The organism is Pseudomonas graminis, assembly GCF_900111735.1.
Lineage (GTDB): Bacteria > Pseudomonadota > Gammaproteobacteria > Pseudomonadales > Pseudomonadaceae > Aquipseudomonas > Aquipseudomonas graminis.
In genome coordinates this window covers 1-20,232 of sequence record NZ_FOHW01000060.1, presented here as the reverse complement: position 1 = coordinate 20,232, position 20,232 = coordinate 1, and the positions used below count along the sequence as shown (strand labels likewise).

Annotated in this window: 32 protein-coding genes and 1 pseudogene; 7 read left to right on the top strand and 26 right to left on the bottom strand. The window is 57.7% G+C overall.

The genetic code is table 11. The features are described 5' to 3' along the window. Nucleotides 1–306 precede the first annotated feature (306 nt). The 4 genes from BMY98_RS25460 to BMY98_RS25445 all read right to left on the bottom strand — a co-directional run bounded on the left by BMY98_RS25460 (nucleotide 307) and on the right by BMY98_RS25445 (nucleotide 3,392). On the bottom strand, nucleotides 307–711 hold the full coding sequence (locus BMY98_RS25460; RefSeq protein WP_074893433.1) for a SufE family protein: 405 nt from the start codon (nucleotides 709–711) through the stop codon (nucleotides 307–309). Further along, nucleotides 708–1,913 (bottom strand): aminotransferase class V-fold PLP-dependent enzyme, encoded by a 1,206-nt coding sequence (locus BMY98_RS25455; RefSeq protein WP_074893431.1) that lies wholly within the window; start codon nucleotides 1,911–1,913, stop codon nucleotides 708–710. Before BMY98_RS25455 ends, BMY98_RS25460 begins: the two co-directional genes overlap by 4 nt. A gap of 65 nt (nucleotides 1,914–1,978) precedes the next feature. Next, entirely contained in the window at nucleotides 1,979–3,013 is a 1,035-nt protein-coding gene (gene dapD, locus BMY98_RS25450) for a 2,3,4,5-tetrahydropyridine-2,6-dicarboxylate N-succinyltransferase (RefSeq protein ID WP_074893429.1), read from the bottom strand. Between the two features lie 31 nt (nucleotides 3,014–3,044). Next, nucleotides 3,045–3,392: an ArsC family reductase gene (locus BMY98_RS25445; RefSeq protein ID WP_074893427.1), complete on the bottom strand. Its 348-nt coding sequence runs from the start codon at nucleotides 3,390–3,392 to the stop codon at nucleotides 3,045–3,047. A gap of 587 nt (nucleotides 3,393–3,979) precedes the next feature. Here BMY98_RS25445 and BMY98_RS25440 point away from each other — a divergent pair. Together BMY98_RS25440 and BMY98_RS25435 are read left to right on the top strand one after the other, a co-directional pair. Then, nucleotides 3,980–4,762 carry a tetratricopeptide repeat protein gene (locus tag BMY98_RS25440; protein WP_074893425.1) on the top strand — a complete coding sequence of 261 codons (783 nt, stop codon included), beginning with the start codon at nucleotides 3,980–3,982 and terminating at the stop codon, nucleotides 4,760–4,762. A 17-nt stretch (nucleotides 4,763–4,779) separates the two neighbouring features. Further along, on the top strand, nucleotides 4,780–5,190 hold the full coding sequence (locus BMY98_RS25435; protein ID WP_074893423.1) for a hypothetical protein: 411 nt from the start codon (nucleotides 4,780–4,782) through the stop codon (nucleotides 5,188–5,190). Between the two features lie 42 nt (nucleotides 5,191–5,232). On the opposite strand, the gene BMY98_RS25430 is transcribed toward BMY98_RS25435, so the two are convergent. From BMY98_RS25430 to BMY98_RS25385, 10 genes are all read right to left on the bottom strand, one after another. Then, on the bottom strand, nucleotides 5,233–6,336 hold the full coding sequence (locus tag BMY98_RS25430) for a phage integrase Arm DNA-binding domain-containing protein (protein WP_074893421.1): 1,104 nt from the start codon (nucleotides 6,334–6,336) through the stop codon (nucleotides 5,233–5,235). Continuing rightward, nucleotides 6,317–6,559, bottom strand: a complete 243-nt coding sequence (locus tag BMY98_RS25425) for an excisionase (protein WP_074893419.1) — start codon at nucleotides 6,557–6,559, stop codon at nucleotides 6,317–6,319. The genes BMY98_RS25430 and BMY98_RS25425 overlap by 20 nt, the downstream gene beginning before the upstream one ends. A gap of 22 nt (nucleotides 6,560–6,581) precedes the next feature. After that, nucleotides 6,582–7,088: a hypothetical protein gene (locus BMY98_RS25420; RefSeq protein WP_074893417.1), complete on the bottom strand. Its 507-nt coding sequence runs from the start codon at nucleotides 7,086–7,088 to the stop codon at nucleotides 6,582–6,584. 53 nt (nucleotides 7,089–7,141) lie between these two features. Next, nucleotides 7,142–7,330, bottom strand: coding sequence for a hypothetical protein (locus BMY98_RS25415; RefSeq protein WP_074893415.1), 189 nt, complete (start codon nucleotides 7,328–7,330; stop codon nucleotides 7,142–7,144). Beyond that, nucleotides 7,327–7,701 carry a hypothetical protein gene (locus tag BMY98_RS25410; protein ID WP_074893413.1) on the bottom strand — a complete coding sequence of 125 codons (375 nt, stop codon included), beginning with the start codon at nucleotides 7,699–7,701 and terminating at the stop codon, nucleotides 7,327–7,329. Before BMY98_RS25410 ends, BMY98_RS25415 begins: the two co-directional genes overlap by 4 nt. Then, nucleotides 7,701–8,138, bottom strand: coding sequence for a hypothetical protein (locus tag BMY98_RS25405; RefSeq protein WP_074893411.1), 438 nt, complete (start codon nucleotides 8,136–8,138; stop codon nucleotides 7,701–7,703). Before BMY98_RS25405 ends, BMY98_RS25410 begins: the two co-directional genes overlap by 1 nt. Nucleotides 8,139–8,203: 65 nt before the next feature. After that, complete coding sequence (locus BMY98_RS25400; RefSeq protein ID WP_074893409.1) at nucleotides 8,204–8,653, bottom strand: hypothetical protein; 450 nt, start codon at nucleotides 8,651–8,653, stop codon at nucleotides 8,204–8,206. Then, nucleotides 8,650–8,967: a DUF4406 domain-containing protein gene (locus BMY98_RS25395; protein WP_074893407.1), complete on the bottom strand. Its 318-nt coding sequence runs from the start codon at nucleotides 8,965–8,967 to the stop codon at nucleotides 8,650–8,652. Before BMY98_RS25395 ends, BMY98_RS25400 begins: the two co-directional genes overlap by 4 nt. Before the next feature lie 13 nt (nucleotides 8,968–8,980). Beyond that, a complete protein-coding gene (locus BMY98_RS25390) occupies nucleotides 8,981–9,760 on the bottom strand; it encodes a DUF2786 domain-containing protein (protein WP_074893405.1) in 780 nt (259 codons plus the stop codon). 39 nt (nucleotides 9,761–9,799) lie between these two features. Beyond that, nucleotides 9,800–10,723 carry a DNA cytosine methyltransferase gene (locus BMY98_RS25385; RefSeq protein WP_074893403.1) on the bottom strand — a complete coding sequence of 308 codons (924 nt, stop codon included), beginning with the start codon at nucleotides 10,721–10,723 and terminating at the stop codon, nucleotides 9,800–9,802. Nucleotides 10,724–10,781: 58 nt separating this feature from the next. On the opposite strand from BMY98_RS25385, the gene BMY98_RS25380 reads away from it, so the two are divergent. After that, nucleotides 10,782–11,486: a hypothetical protein gene (locus BMY98_RS25380; RefSeq protein WP_074893402.1), complete on the top strand. Its 705-nt coding sequence runs from the start codon at nucleotides 10,782–10,784 to the stop codon at nucleotides 11,484–11,486. 6 nt (nucleotides 11,487–11,492) lie between these two features. Here BMY98_RS25380 and BMY98_RS25375 read toward each other — a convergent pair. Then, nucleotides 11,493–12,363 (bottom strand): annotated as a pseudogene (locus BMY98_RS25375) (phosphoadenosine phosphosulfate reductase domain-containing protein). 69 nt (nucleotides 12,364–12,432) lie between these two features. Here BMY98_RS25375 and BMY98_RS27100 point away from each other — a divergent pair. Next, complete coding sequence (locus BMY98_RS27100) at nucleotides 12,433–13,290, top strand: hypothetical protein (protein ID WP_139214577.1); 858 nt, start codon at nucleotides 12,433–12,435, stop codon at nucleotides 13,288–13,290. After that, nucleotides 13,287–13,490 carry a hypothetical protein gene (locus tag BMY98_RS25360; RefSeq protein ID WP_074893395.1) on the top strand — a complete coding sequence of 68 codons (204 nt, stop codon included), beginning with the start codon at nucleotides 13,287–13,289 and terminating at the stop codon, nucleotides 13,488–13,490. Before BMY98_RS27100 ends, BMY98_RS25360 begins: the two co-directional genes overlap by 4 nt. On the opposite strand, the gene BMY98_RS25355 is transcribed toward BMY98_RS25360, so the two are convergent. The 7 genes from BMY98_RS25355 to BMY98_RS25325 all read right to left on the bottom strand — a co-directional run bounded on the left by BMY98_RS25355 (nucleotide 13,491) and on the right by BMY98_RS25325 (nucleotide 16,900). After that, nucleotides 13,491–14,240 (bottom strand): hypothetical protein, encoded by a 750-nt coding sequence (locus tag BMY98_RS25355; protein ID WP_074893393.1) that lies wholly within the window; start codon nucleotides 14,238–14,240, stop codon nucleotides 13,491–13,493. Nucleotides 14,241–14,323: 83 nt separating this feature from the next. Then, on the bottom strand, nucleotides 14,324–14,551 hold the full coding sequence (locus BMY98_RS25350; protein ID WP_175514222.1) for a LexA family protein: 228 nt from the start codon (nucleotides 14,549–14,551) through the stop codon (nucleotides 14,324–14,326). 85 nt (nucleotides 14,552–14,636) lie between these two features. Further along, entirely contained in the window at nucleotides 14,637–15,449 is an 813-nt protein-coding gene (locus BMY98_RS25345) for a DUF2303 family protein (RefSeq protein WP_074893391.1), read from the bottom strand. A 30-nt stretch (nucleotides 15,450–15,479) separates the two neighbouring features. Continuing rightward, nucleotides 15,480–15,827: a hypothetical protein gene (locus BMY98_RS25340; RefSeq protein WP_074893389.1), complete on the bottom strand. Its 348-nt coding sequence runs from the start codon at nucleotides 15,825–15,827 to the stop codon at nucleotides 15,480–15,482. Between the two features lie 91 nt (nucleotides 15,828–15,918). Next, on the bottom strand, nucleotides 15,919–16,377 hold the full coding sequence (locus tag BMY98_RS25335) for a hypothetical protein (protein WP_074893387.1): 459 nt from the start codon (nucleotides 16,375–16,377) through the stop codon (nucleotides 15,919–15,921). Continuing rightward, nucleotides 16,374–16,616, bottom strand: coding sequence for a hypothetical protein (locus BMY98_RS25330; RefSeq protein WP_074893385.1), 243 nt, complete (start codon nucleotides 16,614–16,616; stop codon nucleotides 16,374–16,376). Before BMY98_RS25330 ends, BMY98_RS25335 begins: the two co-directional genes overlap by 4 nt. Continuing rightward, complete coding sequence (locus tag BMY98_RS25325) at nucleotides 16,613–16,900, bottom strand: hypothetical protein (RefSeq protein ID WP_074893383.1); 288 nt, start codon at nucleotides 16,898–16,900, stop codon at nucleotides 16,613–16,615. Before BMY98_RS25325 ends, BMY98_RS25330 begins: the two co-directional genes overlap by 4 nt. Before the next feature lie 130 nt (nucleotides 16,901–17,030). Here BMY98_RS25325 and BMY98_RS27930 point away from each other — a divergent pair, with 130 nt between their 5' ends. Beyond that, entirely contained in the window at nucleotides 17,031–17,495 is a 465-nt protein-coding gene (locus BMY98_RS27930; protein WP_342742142.1) for a DUF1652 domain-containing protein, read from the top strand. Between the two features lie 380 nt (nucleotides 17,496–17,875). On the opposite strand, the gene BMY98_RS25315 is transcribed toward BMY98_RS27930, so the two are convergent. From BMY98_RS25315 to BMY98_RS25300, 4 genes are all read right to left on the bottom strand, one after another. Beyond that, nucleotides 17,876–18,061 carry a hypothetical protein gene (locus tag BMY98_RS25315; RefSeq protein ID WP_074893369.1) on the bottom strand — a complete coding sequence of 62 codons (186 nt, stop codon included), beginning with the start codon at nucleotides 18,059–18,061 and terminating at the stop codon, nucleotides 17,876–17,878. Nucleotides 18,062–18,122: 61 nt separating this feature from the next. After that, the gene (locus BMY98_RS25310) at nucleotides 18,123–18,335 is read right to left on the bottom strand and encodes a hypothetical protein (protein WP_074893367.1); all 213 of its coding nucleotides are present in this window, start codon (nucleotides 18,333–18,335) and stop codon (nucleotides 18,123–18,125) included. 367 nt (nucleotides 18,336–18,702) lie between these two features. Continuing rightward, nucleotides 18,703–18,954: a DUF1654 domain-containing protein gene (locus BMY98_RS25305; protein WP_245760118.1), complete on the bottom strand. Its 252-nt coding sequence runs from the start codon at nucleotides 18,952–18,954 to the stop codon at nucleotides 18,703–18,705. A gap of 154 nt (nucleotides 18,955–19,108) precedes the next feature. Next, a complete protein-coding gene (locus BMY98_RS25300) occupies nucleotides 19,109–19,762 on the bottom strand; it encodes a LexA family protein (protein WP_074893364.1) in 654 nt (217 codons plus the stop codon). A gap of 87 nt (nucleotides 19,763–19,849) precedes the next feature. Between BMY98_RS25300 and BMY98_RS25295 the strand changes: the two genes are divergently transcribed. Next, a complete protein-coding gene (locus tag BMY98_RS25295; RefSeq protein WP_074893362.1) occupies nucleotides 19,850–20,065 on the top strand; it encodes a helix-turn-helix domain-containing protein in 216 nt (71 codons plus the stop codon). Nucleotides 20,066–20,232: the final 167 nt, after the last annotated feature.

The following is a 20,232-nucleotide window of genomic DNA, read 5'->3' as shown; positions in this document are numbered from 1 at the left end:
TTTCGGTGAACCACGATCAACTGTAGGAGCGCGCTTGCCCGCGATTGCGGTGCGTCAGTCGCCATCGATGTTTCTGACTCGACGCCTTCGCGAGCAAGTCGCTCCTACACTGTCTCTCGGCAACGCACACAATCTTCGGGCTACACAGAATCCGTAGGAGCCGGCTTGCTGGCGAACGCGTTAGATCTGAAATGAGGATGTCGACTGACACATCGCCTTCGCGAGCAAGCTGGAGCGCCATCCCGGTCACCCCACGGGTTTTGTGTTTGGTGAGTGACAACGCGGCGTCTGGACGACGGACAACTCCTACGATGCGATCTGCCGCATCTTCTGCAACACCGCATTCAGCCCGTTGCTGCGGGATGCCGACAGCTGACGGCTCAACCCCAGCTGCGTGAACCACGCCACCAGATCCACGTCCTGCAGCGCTTGCGAAGACAGGCCATTGACCCGGGCCAGCAGCAACGCCACCAGACCCCGAATCAACCGCGCGTCACTGGCGGCGCGGAACTGCCAGTGCCCGTCGATCACATCGCCCACCAGCCAGACCTTGCTTTCACAGCCGTCCACCAAGTGTTCGTCGGTCTTTTCTTCGACGCTCATGGGTGGGAGGAGGTCGCCCCATTGCATCAACAGTCGTGCGCGCTGCTCCCAGCGCAATGACCCGTTGAAGGTTTCCAGCGCCGTGTGCGCATCGGTCGGCAGGCTCATCGCAACAACTCCAAGGCCTGATCCAGTGCGATGAAAAACCGCTCCAGATCCTCGGAATCGTTGTACAACCCCAGCGACACGCGAATCGCGCCGGAGAGGCCCAGCCCACTGATCAACGGGATGGCGCAGTGGTGACCGGCGCGCACCGCAACACCTTGCTCGGTCAGCAGGTGCGCGAGATCGGCGTTGTGCACGCCCTCGACAACGAAGCTCACCAGCGCCACGTGGGGATCGCCCAACAGCTGCACACCGTCGCGCAGCATCAACCCGGCGCGAAGCCGCTCATGCAGGCGCGCTTCGTATTCGGCCACGGCGGACTGGTTGAGGCCATTGAGGTAATCCAGGGTCGCGCCGAGACCGATCACCGCGCTGATGGGCGGCGTGCCTGCTTCGAAGCCCAGCGGTGCAGGACGAAACGTAGCCGTCTGGTAACCGGTCTGCAGGACCATTTCGCCGCCGAACTGCCAATGCTGCAGCTGTGCCAGCGCCTGATGTCGCCCGAACAGCACGCCCACGCCATCCGGGCCATAGAGCTTGTGGCTGGAGAACACATAGAAGTCGCAGCCGATGTCCTGCACATCGTGTCGGCCATGGACGACACCCTGGGCCCCATCAATCACCGTCAGTACGCCCTGCGCCTGGGCCAGCACGACGAGTTGCCGGACCGGCTGCCAGGTGCCGAGCACATTTGACAACTGACTGACCGCCAGCAATCGGGTGCGTGGCGTGATCAGTTCGGCGGCGGCCTCAACATCAATCACGCCGGCCTCGGTGACGGGCAGCACCACCAGTTTCAGGTCGCGACGCAGGGCCAGTTGCTGCCAGGGCAACAGATTGGCGTGATGCTCCAGCGCGCTGATGACAACCTCGTCGCCGGCTTGAAACACGTGCTCCAGGCCATAGGCGAGCAGGTTGAAGGCGGATGTGGCGCCGTGGGTGAAAACGATCTGCCCGGACGCTCCGGCATTCAGCCACTCGCCGGCCTTGCGCCGCGTGTCCTCGAAGGCCTGGGTCGCCAAGGCGCCCGGTAGATGCTGAGCGCGATGCACGTTCGCCGCGCCATTGGCGTAGTAATGCACCGTGGCGTCGATCAGGGCTTGGGGTTTTTGTGCGGTAGCGGCGCTGTCCAGATAAGTCTGGCCTTGCCGTTGCAGGGCGTCGATGGCCGGAAAGTCAGCGCGCCAGGGAGAAATGAGGGGCATATCAGTCACGCTCGTTGAGGCGGGTTCGGTGCCCCGAGGGAACCCGAACCCGCACGCAGCATCGATCAGTTGTGAGCGTGCAGCGCTTCGTTCAGCTCGATGGCCGACTTGTGGGATTTGCATTCCACCGCGCCGGTCTGCGAGTTGCGACGGAACAGCAGGTCCGGTTGACCGGCCAGTTCACGGGCCTTGACGACCTTGACCAGCTCGTTCTTGTCATCCAGCAGCGCCACTTTAGTGCCAGCGGTGACATACAGACCGGCTTCAACGGTGTTGCGGTCGCCCAGCGGAATGCCGATACCGGCGTTCGCGCCGATCAGGCAGCCTTCGCCGACCTTGATCACCATGTTGCCGCCGCCCGAGAGCGTGCCCATGGTCGAGCAGCCGCCGCCCAGGTCCGAACCCTTGCCGACGAACACGCCAGCCGACACGCGACCTTCGATCATGCCCGGGCCTTCGGTGCCGCCGTTGAAGTTGACGAAACCTTCGTGCATCACGGTGGTGCCTTCGCCGATGTAGGCGCCCAGACGCACGCGCGCGGTGTCAGCGATGCGCACACCGGCCGGCACGACGTAGTCGGTCATTTTCGGGAATTTGTCCACCGAGAAGACCTCCAGAAAGTGGCCTTTCAGGCGGGCTTCCAACTGACGCTCGGCCAGTTCACCCAGGTCGATGGCGCCCTGGCTGGTCCACGCGACGTTCGGCAGCAGGGGGAACACGCCGGCCAGGCTCAAACCATGGGGCTTGACCAGGCGATGGGACAGCAGATGCAGCTTGAGGTAAGCCTCAGGGGTGGAGGTCAGCGCGGTGTCTTCAGCCAGCAGCGTGGCAACCAGCGGGTTGTGGCTTTCGGCGAGTCGGGTCAGCAGTGCGGCCTGGGTGTCGTCGATACCCTTGAGGGCATTGGCCAGACGCGAGGACAGATCGGTGTTGAATGCGATGGCCTGATTGCCACCGGTGTAGCCCAGGATCGGTGCGACGGCGGCGACGATTTCAGCCGACGGGTTGAGCAGTGGCAGGGCGTAGAAAACTTCCAGCCAGGTGCCTTTACGGTTTTGTGTGCCAACGCCAAAGGCCAGGCTGAACAGAGAAGTGGACATGCAGATACCTCGTTATTTAGGGCTATCTCAATCAGGCGATAGCCGCAGCGTACAGTTCGGGTTTGAAGCCAATCAGGGTTTTTTCGCCAAGATCCAGCACCGGGCGTTTGATCATCGAGGGCTGGGTGAGCATCAGCTCAATGGCCTTTTCCTGGTCGAGGTCGGCTTTCTGCGCCTCGTCCAGTTTGCGAAAGGTCGTGCCGGCGCGGTTGAGGACCGTCTGCCAGCCGTGCTCGTTGCACCAACGGGTCAGGTGGTCGCGATCAATGCCCTGGGTCTTGTAGTCGTGGAAATCGTAACTCACCGATTTTTCGTCGAGCCAGGTGCGCGCCTTCTTCATCGTGTCGCACGCCTTGATGCCGTAGAGGATGTAAGTCATTGATTTATATGGCTGAGCTGGGTCCCCCCAAAGCTCCCCCAATTCCCCTCCAAAACAAATTGCGGGTGATTATGCCATGGTGCGCCATGACGTGCTCCAGCGGGTACTGGCGACAGGCAATGCTGTCACAGTGGCAGCGAAACGGCGTCGGTTACCTCACGTCTGATTTGCCGGACACCGCTTATGCGTTCTGCAGTGGAGGAATGGCACAGGAAATTCTTGATGGATTAGAAGCTTACGTCGCATAAGGGGGCTGTTGACCGGCGCGCGCGCCCTCGCGTCGACCTGTACAGGCTGTATTTATGTTCAGTCTCCCCTGCTCAATAGCTTTTCGATTTGCTACTCTTGCGCCCCGTGCGCGCTGGGCGCGCGCGCGCGGCAGCACGTTTACGCCAGGCCGGTTTTGAAGGTCGTCGCTAAGGCGTTGAATTACTCAGGATTTTCTGAAAAAGCTGTCGCTCGTTACAAGATTTTTTTCCTAGAAAGCTCGCAGTGCATTCTAGGAAAGAAATTTTTCACATCGCGTGTGCTCTGATGGCTATAGTCATTGCAGCGATGGGGCATGGAAAGCCGCATTAGGAGAAGAGATGTCTGTTGCAGAGACGAAATCGTCAGAAATAACTGGGAAAATCAACCTTCTGTCCATGCAGGCAGAGGTCTCTCCCTTTGAGGTCAAATCGCTTCAGCGCGAGATTGATCGTCTGAAGCAGCATGACGCTAGCCAGGCATACATGCTCAACGGCATGCTCTCCTCTATATTGAAGGATTATGAGGGGAGTAAAACCTTTCATGAGAAATCGTTAAAGCTTTCGTACTCGCTGGTCGAAATAGTAAATTATGCTGTCTCCATGAAGCGTCTCGGCCGGTCGTATGAGTCCCTAGCGCTTTATTTCAAAGCGTCAGAGATGGACCCAGCGAATCCAGATCACTTCGACAACATTCTCCAACTGATGACGTTTATTGGCAATTTCGAAAAATACGACGCTTGCTTAGCTCGTTTTCGAAAAGCCAACCCGGAGTTTGATATAACGGAGCTGACTTACGTGAGCACGATTGAATCTATTCGTAAACACTTAGAGGCCGCTGGTGTACCGGAATCTGAGTTTAAGATTGCCGGAGCGTTGGTTGAACAAACTCTAGGCGAGTTTGGTTTTAATTCTCGCCATATGCTTGAGCGTCTAAGTAACTTCGATGGCGTCAAGCATATCTATATCGAACTGGCGGTGGATGCCAAAACTACAGCTGAGCTAGTTCAGGTAAATGATCGAGTTGTCGAAGCGATCTTGGGCTGCGAGGACTTAACCTGTTGGGATAGGCTGATTTACAACATCGTAAGTTTTCATCCAAATGCCACCGAAGAAGCGGCGTGAACATAAGGATTTGAGTAATGCCTGTTACTTATAAAGATTTTTGCACGGACGCGAACGAGCTTCTGCATTCTGTACCATCATCCGAAAGTAAGCTGCGGAACTCTGTTTCCAGGGCTTACTACGGGCTTTACCACGGTGCGCTCGCTTACGCCGATAAGGTTAACGTGCCTCCGATTTCTGATCGGGCTGGCCCGAGCCATGAGAAGCTGCGTGCGTTTTATCTTGATGATATGGCCGCAGATACGTCCATTCGCATGAAGCGGCGCCGTGTTGGTTATCTACTCAAGGTACTCGTTGGGAACCGACGCAAGGCTGACTACGATTTGCACAACGTCGTCATGCAGATTGACGCCGATGTTCATTATCAGCGATGCGTCGAGTGCATCAGCGTAGTAGAAGAGTTAGAAGCCCTTAATAAGGCAGCTTGAATCGACCGTTAAACTCCCTCGCTAAACCCGATGTGAGCTTCATTAAGCCACGTCAATCCACTCAGCCCCTCGAATGTCGCGGTACATATCGGTCATCTTGGCCGATCGGTGGCCCAGCAGTTGCTGAGGGTCGCGACCTTCTGCTGCATGAAGCCGTGCTGCCAGGGATCGCATTTCGTGAAATGTCGGCGGGGTCTTCCCAAGATCCAATCCCAGTCGTGCTGCAGCTCTTTTACGCGCGGATGAGAACTCTTTGCTGATCGTATCGAGCCAGACCTGGGAGCCAGCCTTCGCCAGGCTGATCGTGCGCGCATGGTGGATCAGGTGTTGTGACACCACGCGGTCACGGCACTGCTTAATGACCGCTCCCAGTTCGAGGTCCAGGCACTCCAGCCTGATACCGGTGCTGATACGCAGACGGGTTTTGGTTTTCGACTGAACGACGTGAAGGTATCCGTCGTGCTCGTCCTTGAACACCATGTTGGCGATGTCCTCCCGCCGCTGGCCCGTCAGTACCGCCAGCTCCATAGCACGCCGTAACCACGGCTGTTTCGCTTCCGCGTAAATCTCTTTCCACAGATCAAGGGTCATACGTTCCCGCTTGATCACCACCCGCGCAGCCCTGGTGACGTCCACGGGGTTGGCGTTTGTCCATCCTGCTGCCATGGCCTCCATGAACACATCGCGCATCAGCGAGCGCATGGCCCTGGCCATCTGCGCTTTCCCCTCCTTTGCCATTGCCCCGAGGTAGTTCGCGATCATCATCGTAGAGATGTCGCGGATGTCGTTTGCACCAAATTCCGCATCCAGTCGCTTGAGGCGCATCAGCGCCGTGCGCACGCTATTCGCAGCCAGGCCGCGCTCAAGGTAGATGCCGCGATATTCCTCGATCCACGCCGAGAACAACCTCGTGGCCGGCCGCTTGGTTTCGACCAGGCGTTCGGTGAGGGTAGGGCGCGCGGCATCCGCGAAGTTCGCAGCCATCGCCTCACGTATTGCTTGCTCCTTATCTTTGCCAAGCCCGAAGCACCGGCCGCTTACCGGGTCCCGATAGGTGAAATAGGTAATCCCGCTGCGGCTGTCCTTCTTTTTGTAGAGGTTCGCCGGGAGATCTCGGGAGCCTGGGTTACGCGGCCTTGGTGCCATAACGTGCATTCTCGATTCGACTTAGGAGGCTTCCGCCCAGTACACGCGCTGGAGGCTGCTCTGGTTCGCTGTAGTGGGCGTCGGCTTCCACATAATAGCTGCGACCGTGCTTCACCGGTGCCGGCGCGATCCGTCCTTCCCGGGCCCATTTGCGCAGGGTGTTCTGGCTGGGCGGCGTCTTGAACTGATCAGCGGCCCACTCTTCAAGCGTCATCTTTGCCATGGTGGCTAACTCCGTCCGGGGCTTACGCGGGGTTGAGTGGCGGGTACTTCGCCAGAACTTCGTCGGCCACTTTCATCGCGGCCTGGGCGTCGTTCACGTAGGCCGGATCGAAGCCGCCGGCGTAATGGATGGTGGCCTGGCAGGCGCGGAGTTTTTCACGGTTCAGCTTGAGCGCCGCCGTCAGTTCTTCGCGCATGACGCCTTCCGACCTGCCCAGATTCCAGAAGCGGTTAGCCCAGTGATCAGCCGGAGGCTGGTTGTTTCCTTGATACCCCAGTGCGATGGCCCCCTCGACCAGGTCGCACAAATCGCGCTTATAGGCGTTGTCCCCGTCGATGCTCAGCCCCCGACGACGTAGTGCGCTGACCAACTCGTCCTTATCAAGACCTTGATCCTCGATGACGATGTCGCGCTCCGGCTCGCCCGGGGTGTAGATGACGAGCGCCAGGTTGGCACCGGGAAGGCAGTGCTCTCTGAGTTTGACCAGAGCGTCGTTGGCCGCTTCGTGGAATCGTTGAACTGCAGACATAGGAATTCCTCGCCCGCCGTACACCGGCAGGCATGTGGATAGATGGAGAATGGTTACGGGTACTGGCGCTTGATGCGGTCGGCGATGCCTTCCAGCTTTTCGGCCATGTAACCCATGTCGTTGTTGTCGCGGCGGGAGACGACCCCGGAACGCTGGACGTTGCGCCCGGCGAGCAGCCAGGCGGCTACAAGGATCAGCGCTGCTTCGAGGCGGCGCCGCAGGAGGCCGGTTCGCGGGATCATAGAAGGTCGGCTCCTGCTTGCAGCAGCGCGTTCCGATCCGCCCGAACCCGGTCAAGTTCAGCCTTGAGCTCGTTGCGCTCCCTGATCAGACATTTGATCGCGGTCGAGATGTTCGCGTGACCCTGGGTGAGGGTGATTGCCTGCGCCTCGTCGAAAAGGCGGATCTTCTGTTCTCGTTCTTCAGCTGCCCGGGTGGCCAGCTCCTTCACCCGGATCTTGAGGCAGCGCTTGCAGGTCACGTAACGCCAATCCCCCGAAAGCTGATCGTCTTCCATGCTCCCTTCGGTGCCGCAGTAGACGTGCTCGGGCGGATCCTGATCGGCCTCGGTACCGCCATCCCAGGGGTAAAGGTGAACCGCGCGCTTGCTCATCAGCACTCGCTCCAGTTCATATCCTGGATGTACTCGCACGGAATAACCAAGGTGTCAGGAGGGACCGCGTTCTCAACCCTGGCATCTCCGAAATACCCAATGGCGGCCTTGGCGCGCTCAAGCGAGAGTTGCGCGTGTCGAACTTGCCAAGACTTGCGGTGCTTGTACGACCGAAGCGCAAGGCCCTTGTCCGCGTAGGCAAACCGCCGGCCGTGTTCGCCACCATCTTTCAAGACGCGCTTGCGGTACTGCTTCAGTAAGGATTCGCGCTGGGAGCCTCCGAAAAGGTTGTTGTGGAATTCATCCACGATGTACCAGCACTGGTCGGTCTCACCAATAACCACGTACCTCTTGCACGTTACTCCCAAGCCGGCTGGGACCAGTTCGTCGACGTAGCGGTAATGGTCCGGGCCAAGTTTCAAATTTTCCTTAGGCATGACTTCGTCCTCGCCGCATACGCAGCAGGCAATAGGGATAGGGTGGGGCCGAACGGGCGGCGGGGTTACTGTGGGATTGCGCGGTCGCGCCGCTTGCGAAACTCGTAGGCCATTTCGCGAAGATTTCTCAGACCTTCGTGCAGATCGTCGCGAGCCTCATCGATCGCGTCGGTCAGCTCCGCCTCGCCATCATCTCCACCTTCATCGGCGAGCATCTGGGCAAGCGTGTAGGCCTGATAGTACGCGAGCACCTGATCTGCCGCGGTTGCCAGAAAGCCCGCATGCTCGATCGCATAATCCTGAGGCGTGCGCTCCTCCACCACTGCGCGGATATGCTCAGACGGAACAAAATCACGTTCATGGCACGGGTTCTTTACGTAGTAGCCGGTGTCGTAGCCAGCCTTCCAAGCTCGTTGTAGTGGCCCTTCTTCCGGCATTGCGTGGACATCAACGCCGCGACAATGCGCCAAACGTTGCGCCGGACAATCGCTCAACCGCTTTGCTTGATTGCTCATAACCCCTCCTGCGGCGAAACGATGCCGCTTGCTGGAATGACAGCCATGCCGAGATGGATGGCGAGTTCGATTTCTACGTTGGCGCCGCGGGACTGACGCCAGCCGGGCAGGAACGCCACGGTGTCGCAGGCGAGCATCTGGCGGATCGCGTCACGCATGCACATGTGCCAAGGCGCGTCGGCGGGCAGTGGGTTCTCGGCGGGATTCTCGACGATGTAGCCGAGTGCACGGAGGCGGGCGGCTTCCGCATTGAATGCCGGGTAGTTGTAATCGGGCAGGCCAGTCATGGGCCCGCTGAGGTAGATGCGTTGCATGGGGTTTCCTCGATCAGGCGGCGCCAGTGAGAGCCAGCTGCTCATCACCGCCTCGCGTCAGGCCGGCGTGCAGCTCGACCTTCTGGCCTGCAAGCATCCCGGCGATCTGGGCGTTTAAATCCAGCTCGACGCCCTTGCTTTTCCGGGACTCTCTGATGTCTTGGGCGGCCAGGTATTCACTGATCAAAGCCTTGTCCTGCGCCTGGACTGAAACGAGATCTTGGCCAGTGGCGTGGCGCCCGGGCAAATCATCGTCGGCCTGAGGAATAAGGGCTTTCAGTTTGGACTGAACCTCCCAAACCCACGCCAGCGCGAAGTGGTCGCCAGCGGTTGCAGCTGAATATTGGCTGCGATGAACCCCAGCCCTTACGCCCGAGCAATACTCCTTTCGTGCCTGGGTGAGCTTGGCCAGCAGCGCTTCATATGCATAGAGCGCGATGTCCTGCGCGGGTGACACGCCAACAAACGTCGCGCACTCAATGAATTCGTCCTTCGAGTGACTCCATTTTCGGCGGCGTAGTGTTGTGCAGCTGAATGCATCGGCGACGGCGATGCTCAACTGCTGATCCCAAGCGGGACGGCGACGGGCACGGACAAATGCCGACTCGACTTCTCCCACGTCGCTCAGTTGCACGTCCATTTCGGTGAGGCGGTACTCGCGCATCAGCGCTTGAGCCTGGCGGAGAGCAGTCGCGGCCTCGTTCTCGTTGGCGCTTTGGGCCAGAGCCAGGCAATGCTTGATCTTGCGGATCGCCCGCTCAAGCTTTTTATCGTCAATCGGTTCGGTGGTCATACGGCATCCTCGCCAGCGGCGCATGTGAGAGTGGTTGATTTAGGCGGCAGCAAAGAGGGCTTCGAGGACGCGCTGGCCTGCCAGTGGGGGAACCGCATTGCCGGCCATGTGCATCGTCTGCCGGTGGCTGTTTGGCCGTAAGGTGCCGACGGGGAACGACATGGCGGCCAGCGCCTCGTTGGCGCTGAGCATTCGCATCTCATCGCCGCGAACCAAGGCCCAGCGGTCCAGTGTAGTGATAGTGCCGATCGGTCGATTGGTGTCTCGACCCGTAAGGCCAGAACCTTTGCCGTAGTAGGGCATGATGAATTGCTCGCCGAAGCGCGCCCGGCCATTCTCCACACGTTGCAGTGTTGCGGCGGCGCGGCCGTCCTTTACGATCGGCGACCATTTGCCACCCTCGAAATCCAGAAAGCTCGAGGCGGCGACGTGCTGGCGCCGGTGCAGCTCGAGCATCAGAGGGGCTTTACTGCGCGTTAGCACCAGGAATAGGCGCACGCGGTGTTGAGGCACGCCCAGATCAGCGCAGTCAACGATGTGCGGCGCCACCTGGTAGCCAAGCGCCTGAACCGCAGCAGTCCAAGCCGGGTACAGCGCCCAATCCGCGAACTCGGGAACGTTTTCGACGAGGGCCACACCGGGGCGGTGAAACTCCAGAGCCGACACCACGGCCCATGCGGTCGAGCGCGAGGCGTCATGCTGAGGGTTGCCATTCGCTTGCCCGCGGGCTTTCGAGTGTCCTTGACAGCATGGTGAGGCCAGCAAAATGTCGTGCGCCGGAACCTGATCCCAGCGTGCCTGGTGCAGATCCTGACAAACGTGAAGCGTGTCGGGATGGTTGGCGCTGTGCCACTCGACCGCGATAGGCCAGTGGTTAGCCGCCCAGAGAACCTGGACACCCGCGGCGCGCGCGCCGGTACTCCATCCGCCAAGTCCGGCGAACAGGTCGATTGCAGTGGGCATTTAGATTGCCTCCATTAGATTTCAGGATAAGATCCATCGACAAAAAAGGAGGAAGGCGATGGGGAAGCTGTTGGCAGGTTTAGGGATTGGACTAACCGGCTTGTATGTTGCATTCGCATGGTGGTTAGTAGGAGATCGAATTAGTACTCTTCAAAGTATGGAGTTGAATTCAGTTGGAGATTTTTTCGCCGGGGTATTCGGCCCGATTGCAATTCTGTGGTTGGTTCTTGGGTATTTTCAGCAAGGGATAGAGTTGCGCCAAGGGACTGCTGCTTTGAATTTTCAAGGCGAAGAGCTAAAAAACTCGGTAGAGCAACAGCGACAGCTAGCATCGTTGTCGCTGCAATCGTTAGAGCTAGAGAGGAAAGATCGTGAAGAACAGAATATCAAGTATCGGCATAGTTTAAGGCCTATATTACATCTGGAGGGGCTCAGGCTCGACTTCGAGAACCCAATATATAGGGCGAGATGCAAACTTTTTAACGATGGGGCTCAAATTTATAGCGTCGTGGTGGTGCTTCGTAAAGGACAGCGCCGACACTATTTAGGCAGCTATCGAACACTAGAGCGTTCCTCCAGTATTTTATTTGAATGCATGTGGCATATGGATTCAGCCGGAGAAGAAATTTTTATTTTGGTTTATTACAAAGAGCATGATTCGGTTGAAGGCATGTGCAGGTTTGTCAATGACAGTGATGTTGAGCCCGGTAGCATCGCTTTTATTTTAGAAGATGAGCTAGGCGTCCAAACTCCTCTCGGGTGAATACGGCTAATCCCCGCAGAAGCACGCAATGCTTCGTCGTGGTCGGCAAACATGTCGAATTGGGTGTCGGAGTAGTCGAGCATCTGCTGATAGCTCGGTCGATCAAAACGGAATAGCGCGCCGTCGCCGGTGGTGCTTGAGCTGGATTTGGCAGTCCGCTCCATGCGTGCCCACCATTCAGCCTTCAGCCTTCAGCCTTCTGCCTGTCGCTGGCGATGATCGAATAAACCTGCTTGGCGCCCTTGAGGAAGCACAGGTCGCAGTTGCCTTCCAGAGTCCGGCCATTGATGGTCGGCAGCATCAGATCGAAAGGCTGGGCTTTCCAGAAGTCGGTCACGTCCCGCACGCCCACGCCGGCATCCGCCAGCGGCATCACCATGGTTGCGTGCTTGCTCTCGCTGGTGGTCTTGCGATGCCGGATCTTCGCCACGCGCCGGGGCTCATCTGCCCGGATGCCGGTCATCATGTCCACCGGCGTCTCCTCGGTGGAGCAGCCGACCATGCGCAGGTATTTGTGGATGACTCTAATCTTCAGGTCGATGGTGCAGAACCGTGTGACCGGATTCGGCAGGTAGCTACGTTTCCTGATCAGTTCCTCGAACGGCTGCCCGTCGCGGCTGGCGGATTGGTAATCCACGATCGCGAAGCCGCGCTCATCGTCGCGGTACTCAAGCCAAACGATCGGCACGCTCCAGCGCTCGGAACACTCCTGAACGAAATCCAGCGTGGCGGGGTGCTCCTTGCCAGTGTTGGCGAAGGTGACGATCAAATCGGCCAGATCATCGTTGTTGTCCAGCACCTGGCGCAGCATGTAGGCGCTGGTCCGGCCGCCGGAGAAGCTGACGACCGTCGTCCCGGACATTTTGTAGGGAGACATGGCTTATCCTCGCCAGTAGCGTGACTAATAGAAGTGGGATAGGGTTGCGATTTTCATGTGGATTAAAAAATGGGAAAAGATCCTAGGGTTAAGATTTGGCTGATATGCGCAGCCCTTATCGCAGTGCTGGCTATTGTTGGAGTTGCAGGGAAATATATTTCTGTATTTTCATTTCAGGTATTGAATGATCAGGAAAAGTGGGGCCAATTTGGGGATTACTTTGGCGGGGTATTGAACCCCATACTCTCATTTTTTGCGTTTGTGGCTTTGCTAGTGACTTTTCGTTTTCAGCTGATTGCCAACGAAGATAGCGAGCGCAGGCATGATGAGCAGGTTCGAGAGCAGAGACTGTTTCAACTTGTTGGGCTGATGAACGAAAATGCGCTTGGTATTCGCCTGTCGAATGAACGATCTCAGACTGACGAATATTTTCAAGGTCATCAAGCTTTGCATCATGCAGCGATGGCTTTAAGGAGTACATTAGGAAGAAGGTTGATGATATCCTCTCAAAATACTAATATCAGTATGGACCTGTTCGAGTCCGGAAAAGAGGCGTTCACTAAGTGGCGGAGATCCAATTGGGCAGCTGTCGGAGCTTATATCGATACAGTATTTCTGATTTTAAAATTTGTGCTGGCAAATCAATCAAGCACTTCCTTTAGAGCATTTTCTTTATCTTTACTGTCTGCGCAACTTTCAGAAAGTGAGCGTTTGATGATTTGGTATTCGGCTTTATTTACCGCAGAATACTCGAGGTATCTGATTGCACTCCAGATGGGAGGGTTTATCAACGACGAGGAGCAATCGCTTGACGACCAACTTAAGTCATGGAGAGCTGACCTAATCGCTTGTTCCGTAATTTGGTCAAACATGGAGCGGCCAAATCAGTCTACGCTTACCGCTCCACAGGAAGGGATACGGTCATGAGCGAAGACAGGGAAAGGGTTTTGCGGATGGCGCTGAAGGCGGTGCTGGTTGCGGCGCAGGAATGCTGCGTTGATATCGACGAGCTCACTGAGTTGGCGATTCAGTCGATGTACGGCGAGCAGCTCTACAACCCTGAGGATGTGGTTGAGGCCTCAACCGCGATTGAGGTGGCCGTCGATGCTCTGCCGGTGATTCACTGATCAGGCAGCGGCTTGAGCCTTCTGCGCCATGATCGCCCTGGCGGCGTGGTTGATCATGTACAAGCACTGCACCAGCCCTTGTGATGGCTCATCTACCCGGTTTTCGTACCACTCATCACCCAGGCAAAGCGCCTCACTGTTATCGCGCATGAACATCATGGCTTCGTCAGTAAAAGTGATTTCATGCGCTGCATCGAGCGCGTCATCCCAGTGCATCCAGCGGTCATCGGTGTGGCTCATATCCCGCCGCTTGGCCAGGACGAGCTGTCGAAACTCAGGCCATTGGGCAGCGTCAACGCGATCAGGATCCTGAAGCCACTCAGGAAGCGATTCGAACATTTCTTCCTCGCACTCTTCACGCAGAGCCTGGGCGATGTTGCGCATCAACACTTCGCGGAATAGGTCCTCGCTGAAACTCCGCTTCTTGCATACCTCACTGAGCTTCGTGTGCAGGTAGTAAGTCACGTCGTCACCTGCCAAAAACTCAATGCCGTAGCCCATGCCTACGCTGAAGGTCAGGTTGTCGATGTCACCGACTACGGCAATACCGAAGCGGGTCATCATGATGTCGAAGGCGTAGAAGGTGTTTTTTGCTGCTTTGCAGCGCCAGATCACCGCGTCTTTCTGATCGGCGATGCACGTGTATTCGTGATCGACCAGGTTTTCTGCCGCGCGGTCCCGATAGTCCTGCTCGGTTTTCTTGCGCTTCGCGATCGCGGCGCGGCGTTGAGTTTCGTATTTGTCGTCCATGGGGATCTCCATGTGTGCGCCGCCCTCCGAAAGTTTGGTGGCGAATAGGTTGGTGGTGGGCCAACTGGTGACCGGCGTTTTGCCTAACTCACGGGCCGGATGCTGCGGGCTATGCCGGGCGTTTTCGTAACAGCGCCCTTCTTGACGAGCGTAGCAATCCGTTCGCCTACTGCGTTGACGTTAACCTGCTCGGCCTTGGCGATCTCTGCGATAGTCGGCGAGTAACCATGCTTGCGGATGTAGCTGCGAATGAAGGCGAGAGTCTTTGCCTGCACCTGTGTCAGTTCACCTTTCGGCACCTTGTTCTCCATCCCGCAGGGCCCATGGGCTGCACAAGCAGGGTCGTTGTTATGTTTGCGTGACATCGACGGTGCGATGCCACGCTTGCGTTACATATCAGGCCGAGAAGCTGCCAAGCGCGAGTCTCGCCGCCGAGCCGATCTTGTCCTCCAGCACCGACTTGAATTCCTGCGCGATCGCTTCGCGCTGCACTTCCTCGCCGACCCAACGCAGTTTCAGGACCGGCACCGGCCCGCTGGTGATGACGGAAATGCGCAGGGTGATGAGCTGCTCGGTCAGGCCTTCGAATGGCACGACGTGGAAGTGCAGCGCCGCCGGCAGGGTTTCTTTGCTGCGCGCCTCGATCTGGTCCATCGCACTGCGGCTGGCGCTGGTGTCGCCGACCGTTGTTTCCGATTCGCTGGTGGCCTTGATGGTGATCGTGCGAACGGCCGCGATTGCCTTGGCGATTGGAATGGCGGAGCCTGCGTCGTCAACCGGCGTCAGGTATTGGTGCCAGTCTTCAATCCAGTCGCTCAGCTCTTTCTGGGCAAGGCGCTGACTCGAGATCTGCTGCGCCGCGGTGTAGCCGGCGGTTGCCTTGAGCTTCAATACCGCACGGTCATCAGCGTGGCCAGGCTCGGAGGCGGTGCCGAGGTTGAACAGCAGAACGCAGCTCATTTCCTCTTGGTTGATGAAACCTCGCGCGCCAGCCCCGGCGCGGTCGGCGACGTACGTGCTGAAATCGGCCAGCGCGTGGGTGGTGTAGGTGCCGCGGAAGCGGCTACGGCCGGCCTGGTACTTTTCCAGATCCACAACCTTGGTGCCTTCCGGCAGCAGTGCGGTGGGCGTGTCAGTCGGCAACGCTTTGCCGGTGGCTTCCAGCGCGGTGTCGGTGATGAGTTGTATCGCTTCTTTGCTCAGGGACATTTCACAGGTCTCGTGTGGGGAAGGGAGGTATTAGGTGCGGGGCTTGATGGGCGCTTCGTCACGGCTGAACAGCTGGTCGTGCTTCTCTTGAAACAGCGAGATCTTGCCGCCGCTGCCAACGTGCATCGGCGTGTCGAGGCTGGTGTTTTCGCTGCGGGTACCGCGCTTGGTCGGCACCTTGTAGTCGAGCTTGTGCTTGATCTTCACCTGGTGGGATTCGCCGATCTGGCTGAAGTCGAGGGTGATAACCAGCTTGCCGGCCTTGCCGTGGTCAACCACGCCGGCGGCTACTTCGGAGAGGGCGTGCCCGATTTGGCTGGCGAACGCCCCGCCGTTCAGCTCTTCGAGGAATTCGGCGGTATCTGTTGGTGTGGACATGCGTGTTTCTCCGGTGGGGCCGGGAGCCCGCTGGGTGGGAGGTTGTGTTGGGATGCTCGTTTGTTACGCTGCGGCGTCTTGAAAATTCGCCTCACGCCGCCTTCACCTGATTCCAGGCGCCGGCCTTGGTGAAGAGCGTCGCGGCTTGGGATTCGTCTAGGGAGACAGCGGCGGGTATGGCGATCCAGCCGGAGGCGACCAGGTGCTGCTGGTTGCAGCTGGCGCGCAATTCAAGATAGTGATGCTCAATGGCGTCTGTGAGCTGCTCGACCTTGTACATACCCCGCGGGGCAATCTCGACCGACTTCACGTACTCGCCGCCGCGCTGGTCAATGCACATCACGCTGATGTAAATCGTCCAGATGTGGGCCACATCGAAGATCGCATTCGCGACCCGGTGGCTGATGATCTTTTTGCAGTTTTTCCAGTTCACCATTATCTGCAGGCCACTCGGATCGATATTGACGACTGCGACATGGTTGGAACTGAGCAGGGCTCGACACGAGCGCTCAATCCGAGCGTGCAGATTATGTGGCTTGCGTTTGCTCATAAGGCCTCCGCAAGTTCCCGGAACGTGATGCACTCAGTTGCGGTGGGTTTTTTGCGGCGACGCTTCAGAACAGTCGACGGATCCACTGTCTGCGAGCGGGCTGGCGGTTTGGGCTTGCCGTAAAAGCCAGGCGCAAAGTGGAACTGCCCGCCGCGCGCCTCAAATGCTGCAATTGCTGCGGCTATTCGGGCGGAGGTCTCTTCGTTCTCCTTCACGGCGCTGAGATTGAGGCTGATCATTGCAGCACCGCCTGCGACAGCGCGACCACATCGCCGGCAGCGCGCGACTCGAGCTGCTGGGCGTAGTTGGATGCTTCCTTGTAGCTGAAGCGGAAGCCAACGACCTTACCGGTGCCGATCTCCACGACGTGCCAAGCGTTGGCGCTCTTCGCGACCGCTTGGTAGCTAACCTTCTGGGCTGGTGGTTCTTTACCGATCATGGCGTAGAACTCCGCTGTAGCGAGGTGAGTGCGAGCGCGCATGGCGTTCAGGCCATCCACGCGTTGTTGGATTTGTGGGTGCATGTCCTTTCCTCAGTTCGTTGCGTGTACTCGTCAGCACTCTGGCCGCCTGACATAGGCCGATTGGGCGCAGGGGAGAGTGCTGGCGGGTAAAAGCTGGGTGAAAAAAAGCCCCATCGAGGTGGGGCTTTTCATGTCGCTGGTTCACGAGGCCTCCCTACGTGAGCCTTGCTTGCCGGCGCCGCCTAATGCGGTAGGCCGGGTCAATGTCGTTTACATGGCTGCAAATCCTCGGGAAGTTGATGTTGCCGTCGCGATACCGCGCCAACGACTAGATTTCTGTTGCTATGATTGTTGGATCGAAGTCGATGTTAAGAAAGGACTCTCCATGATCTCCACTCTCGAATTGCGCCATATCATTGAGTCAAGCTTCCTGCCTCAGAAGTGTATTTGTACCGTCAACTCCGTCGGCACGATGACTATTCAGCTAATGAACCCATCGACAAATCAGGTCGACCTGACCGTGCCAGGCATTCCAATCTCGAGCTTGATAACTATGAGGGCTGTTGCCGATCTCGTTGCTCAGGTGAGGGAGGAACACAGGCTGGTACTGCTAAGCCAGCGGGACTCAAGTTCACCCCTTAACAGTCAGGGATAGCTCTTTATAGCGCCGAAACTGTCTTCTGCCACAAGCTAGGCTCGCGGCAAGGACTCGTCCGCATTGGGCTACGATCTTCGAGGGCGAGCCCTCAACCTGCCGGATTCGATGCCCCGTGCTGGGCTGGCAGGTAACCGGTATGCACGTTCCGGCAAGATCGCACCCCGATGCGTCCTGGTGCTGGCGAGTACCAGGGCATCGGGCCGTCTTTCCGGCTGTCCGTCGCTCTGTTCCGACTGTCAGCGTGCTTGATCTCGCTCATTGGCTAAGCCCCAACTACGCGGTAGTTGGCACCGTCTGCGTGATTCCGTGCGTATGGGTTCGATCAGACTGAAACCACCCATGCCTTCCCACGGTGGCGCTCGCAGCATCGCGTTGCTCTATCTGCCAACTGCTTCCAGTTCGGCGTGCTTGGCCTGAAGCTTCTTGATCAGTTCCAGGCGCTGTGGGCCCAGCAGGCTGCAGGCTGCGTAAAAGACGCCCTCTGCGGCCGCACCGTCGTATTCAGTCGTAATGGTGGGCTGCCACAGCTTGAACTTGATGCGGTTGGTTGATCTCTTTGCCATGAAGGATCTCCGGTTGATTTCCCGTCTGGCCCTGAGCATCCAAGGCCAGCCAGTGAAATCGTCATGCTGCGGTTTGCTGTGCATGCCTCTCGGCGACTGCCTCATCAGGCGAGGCTCCATCCAGATACAGGTCATGCAGGAAATCTTCATCGTCAGAGCCGTCAGCCACGTAGCGGCCAAGGATGTGTCCAGCTTTGTTAGCCCAGCGGCGCCAGGTGCGTTCCTGCGAATCTTCGCGGCACTCGTCAGCCGCCATGGTTGCCATGTTGAACATCGTGTTGCCCTCCAGTGGATTCCCAAAGCACCCGGTTGCCCAGGTGCTTCAGTGAATCGTTCTGTCCCATTGCCGCCGGGGGTGGCGGTGCGCACTGCTTGCCGGGTCATTCGCGCGGTCGGTAATCCTCGTCCCCCACAGGTTGCTGCCTGTGTTCTCTGGCCCCTCAATGGCTTCGAGAGCGGACGCCGGTCGCCGGTAGAGGCAGTGCGGTCTGCTATTTGGTTTGTCGTGGTTAAGTTGTTAAAGAGCGGTGCCGGTTATGTGTCGGCATGGGTAAAATATAGGTCTGCACATATTTCTTGTCAATGGGTATGCCCATAAATTCTGGCGAGGACGATAAAAAGCCCGCGAAAGCGGGCTCCGTTCACAGGTCGATGTATCTTTTCCATCCTATTCGAACGTAGCCAGGCTGGAGGCGCTCTACCGTTATGCCATCGGTCTCATCCAGTTCCTGAAGTACTTGCTCCCAAGCTTCAGGCGTTTCGTCCTCGCGCCTAGTGATGTCTACGGCTTGGCGTTTCTGCACTTTCGGGTCAGACACTAGGCGCTGAATCCTGCGGCCTACCTGCTCATATGGAGTCGGCGAAAATGTGATGTTCGCGGTGCTTGGTGTCATGTCATCCTCCATAGCAATACTGTATGGATAGACAGTATTGGATCCGTCGTGAAACGGCAATACGGAGGAGTACATTTGTTCTCCTTGAGCGAGAGCCCAAGAAAAAGCCCGCTCTGGGCGGGCTGATCGTGATTCCTGAATCGGAGCGGAGCACCTATAAGCGGGCGCTCATCTGCACAGCCACACCGATTATCCTGCAGTTCTCATCACATTCGACCATCTTATATGCCGGGTTGAGCGGTTTCAGATATCGAACGCCGCCGTCCTCAACCAGCTTTTTGAAAGTGGCTTCGTTGCTGGCGGGAAGCTTCGCAATAACCAGTTTCCCGGGCTTCACGTCAGCCTCGGTATCAACCAGGATCATCATTCCTTCCGGTACGCTGACTCCTGCAGGGGCGGTCATTGAGTCCCCTTTGACCTCAAGCCAGAACGCTGGACCCTTAGAGTCGTAGTCAGATGTCTCGTAGCGGTCTGAAAAACCATCTGGATAGGGCTGGACCGCCTCTTCCCAAGATCCCGCAGAGACCCAGCTGATAACTGGATACCGAAAAAGCATTTCGGGTTGGACCACGTCTTTCACGTTCGATGGCTCGGCAGCCTCAACCACCATGGGGCCCGCTCCGCTTTCGATCCAGATAGCAGAAACGCCACACGCTTTTGCGATGGATGCGTTGTAAGACGACCGCTGCGATCTGCCTCGTTCAAGATCCGAAATAGACGCTTGATCGATGCCCACGAGTTTCGCGAGCTGCGCTTGGGTCAGTCCTGCGTGCCGGCGAGCGGCCTTTATTCGGTCTTTGTATTCCATTTGGTGATTATTACTGGTGCACCCATATCGTTGCAAAGTGGTATCCCTATGTTCTACGATATGGGTATTCACATACGGAGGGGCAGCATGAACACTATTTTCAAGGACCTCGTTGCCCACTTCGGCACGCAAGAGGTCACAGCCGAAAAGCTGAAGGTCGATCAAAGCACCGTTTCTGGCTGGGTTCGCGGTAAGCACGGCATGTCTCCTGTCATTGCCAAGCGGGCTGAAGATCTGACCGGGGGTGCTTTTAAGAAAGAGTCCCTCTGTCCCGCTTTTCCTTGGGCAGAGATGGTGGCCTGAGCCCACGTCCCTGTTGTTCTGTTCGGTAGAAACATTTTGCAACGCGTGCTGGCACGCAGCCACTGAAACAAATTTGAGGGTTTACGAATGGAAGATTTCTTGCGGGCCTGCCACACGACGGTGAAGGAAAGCGGCGCCGAGGAGCTGGCCGGGAAGATGTGTCTTGC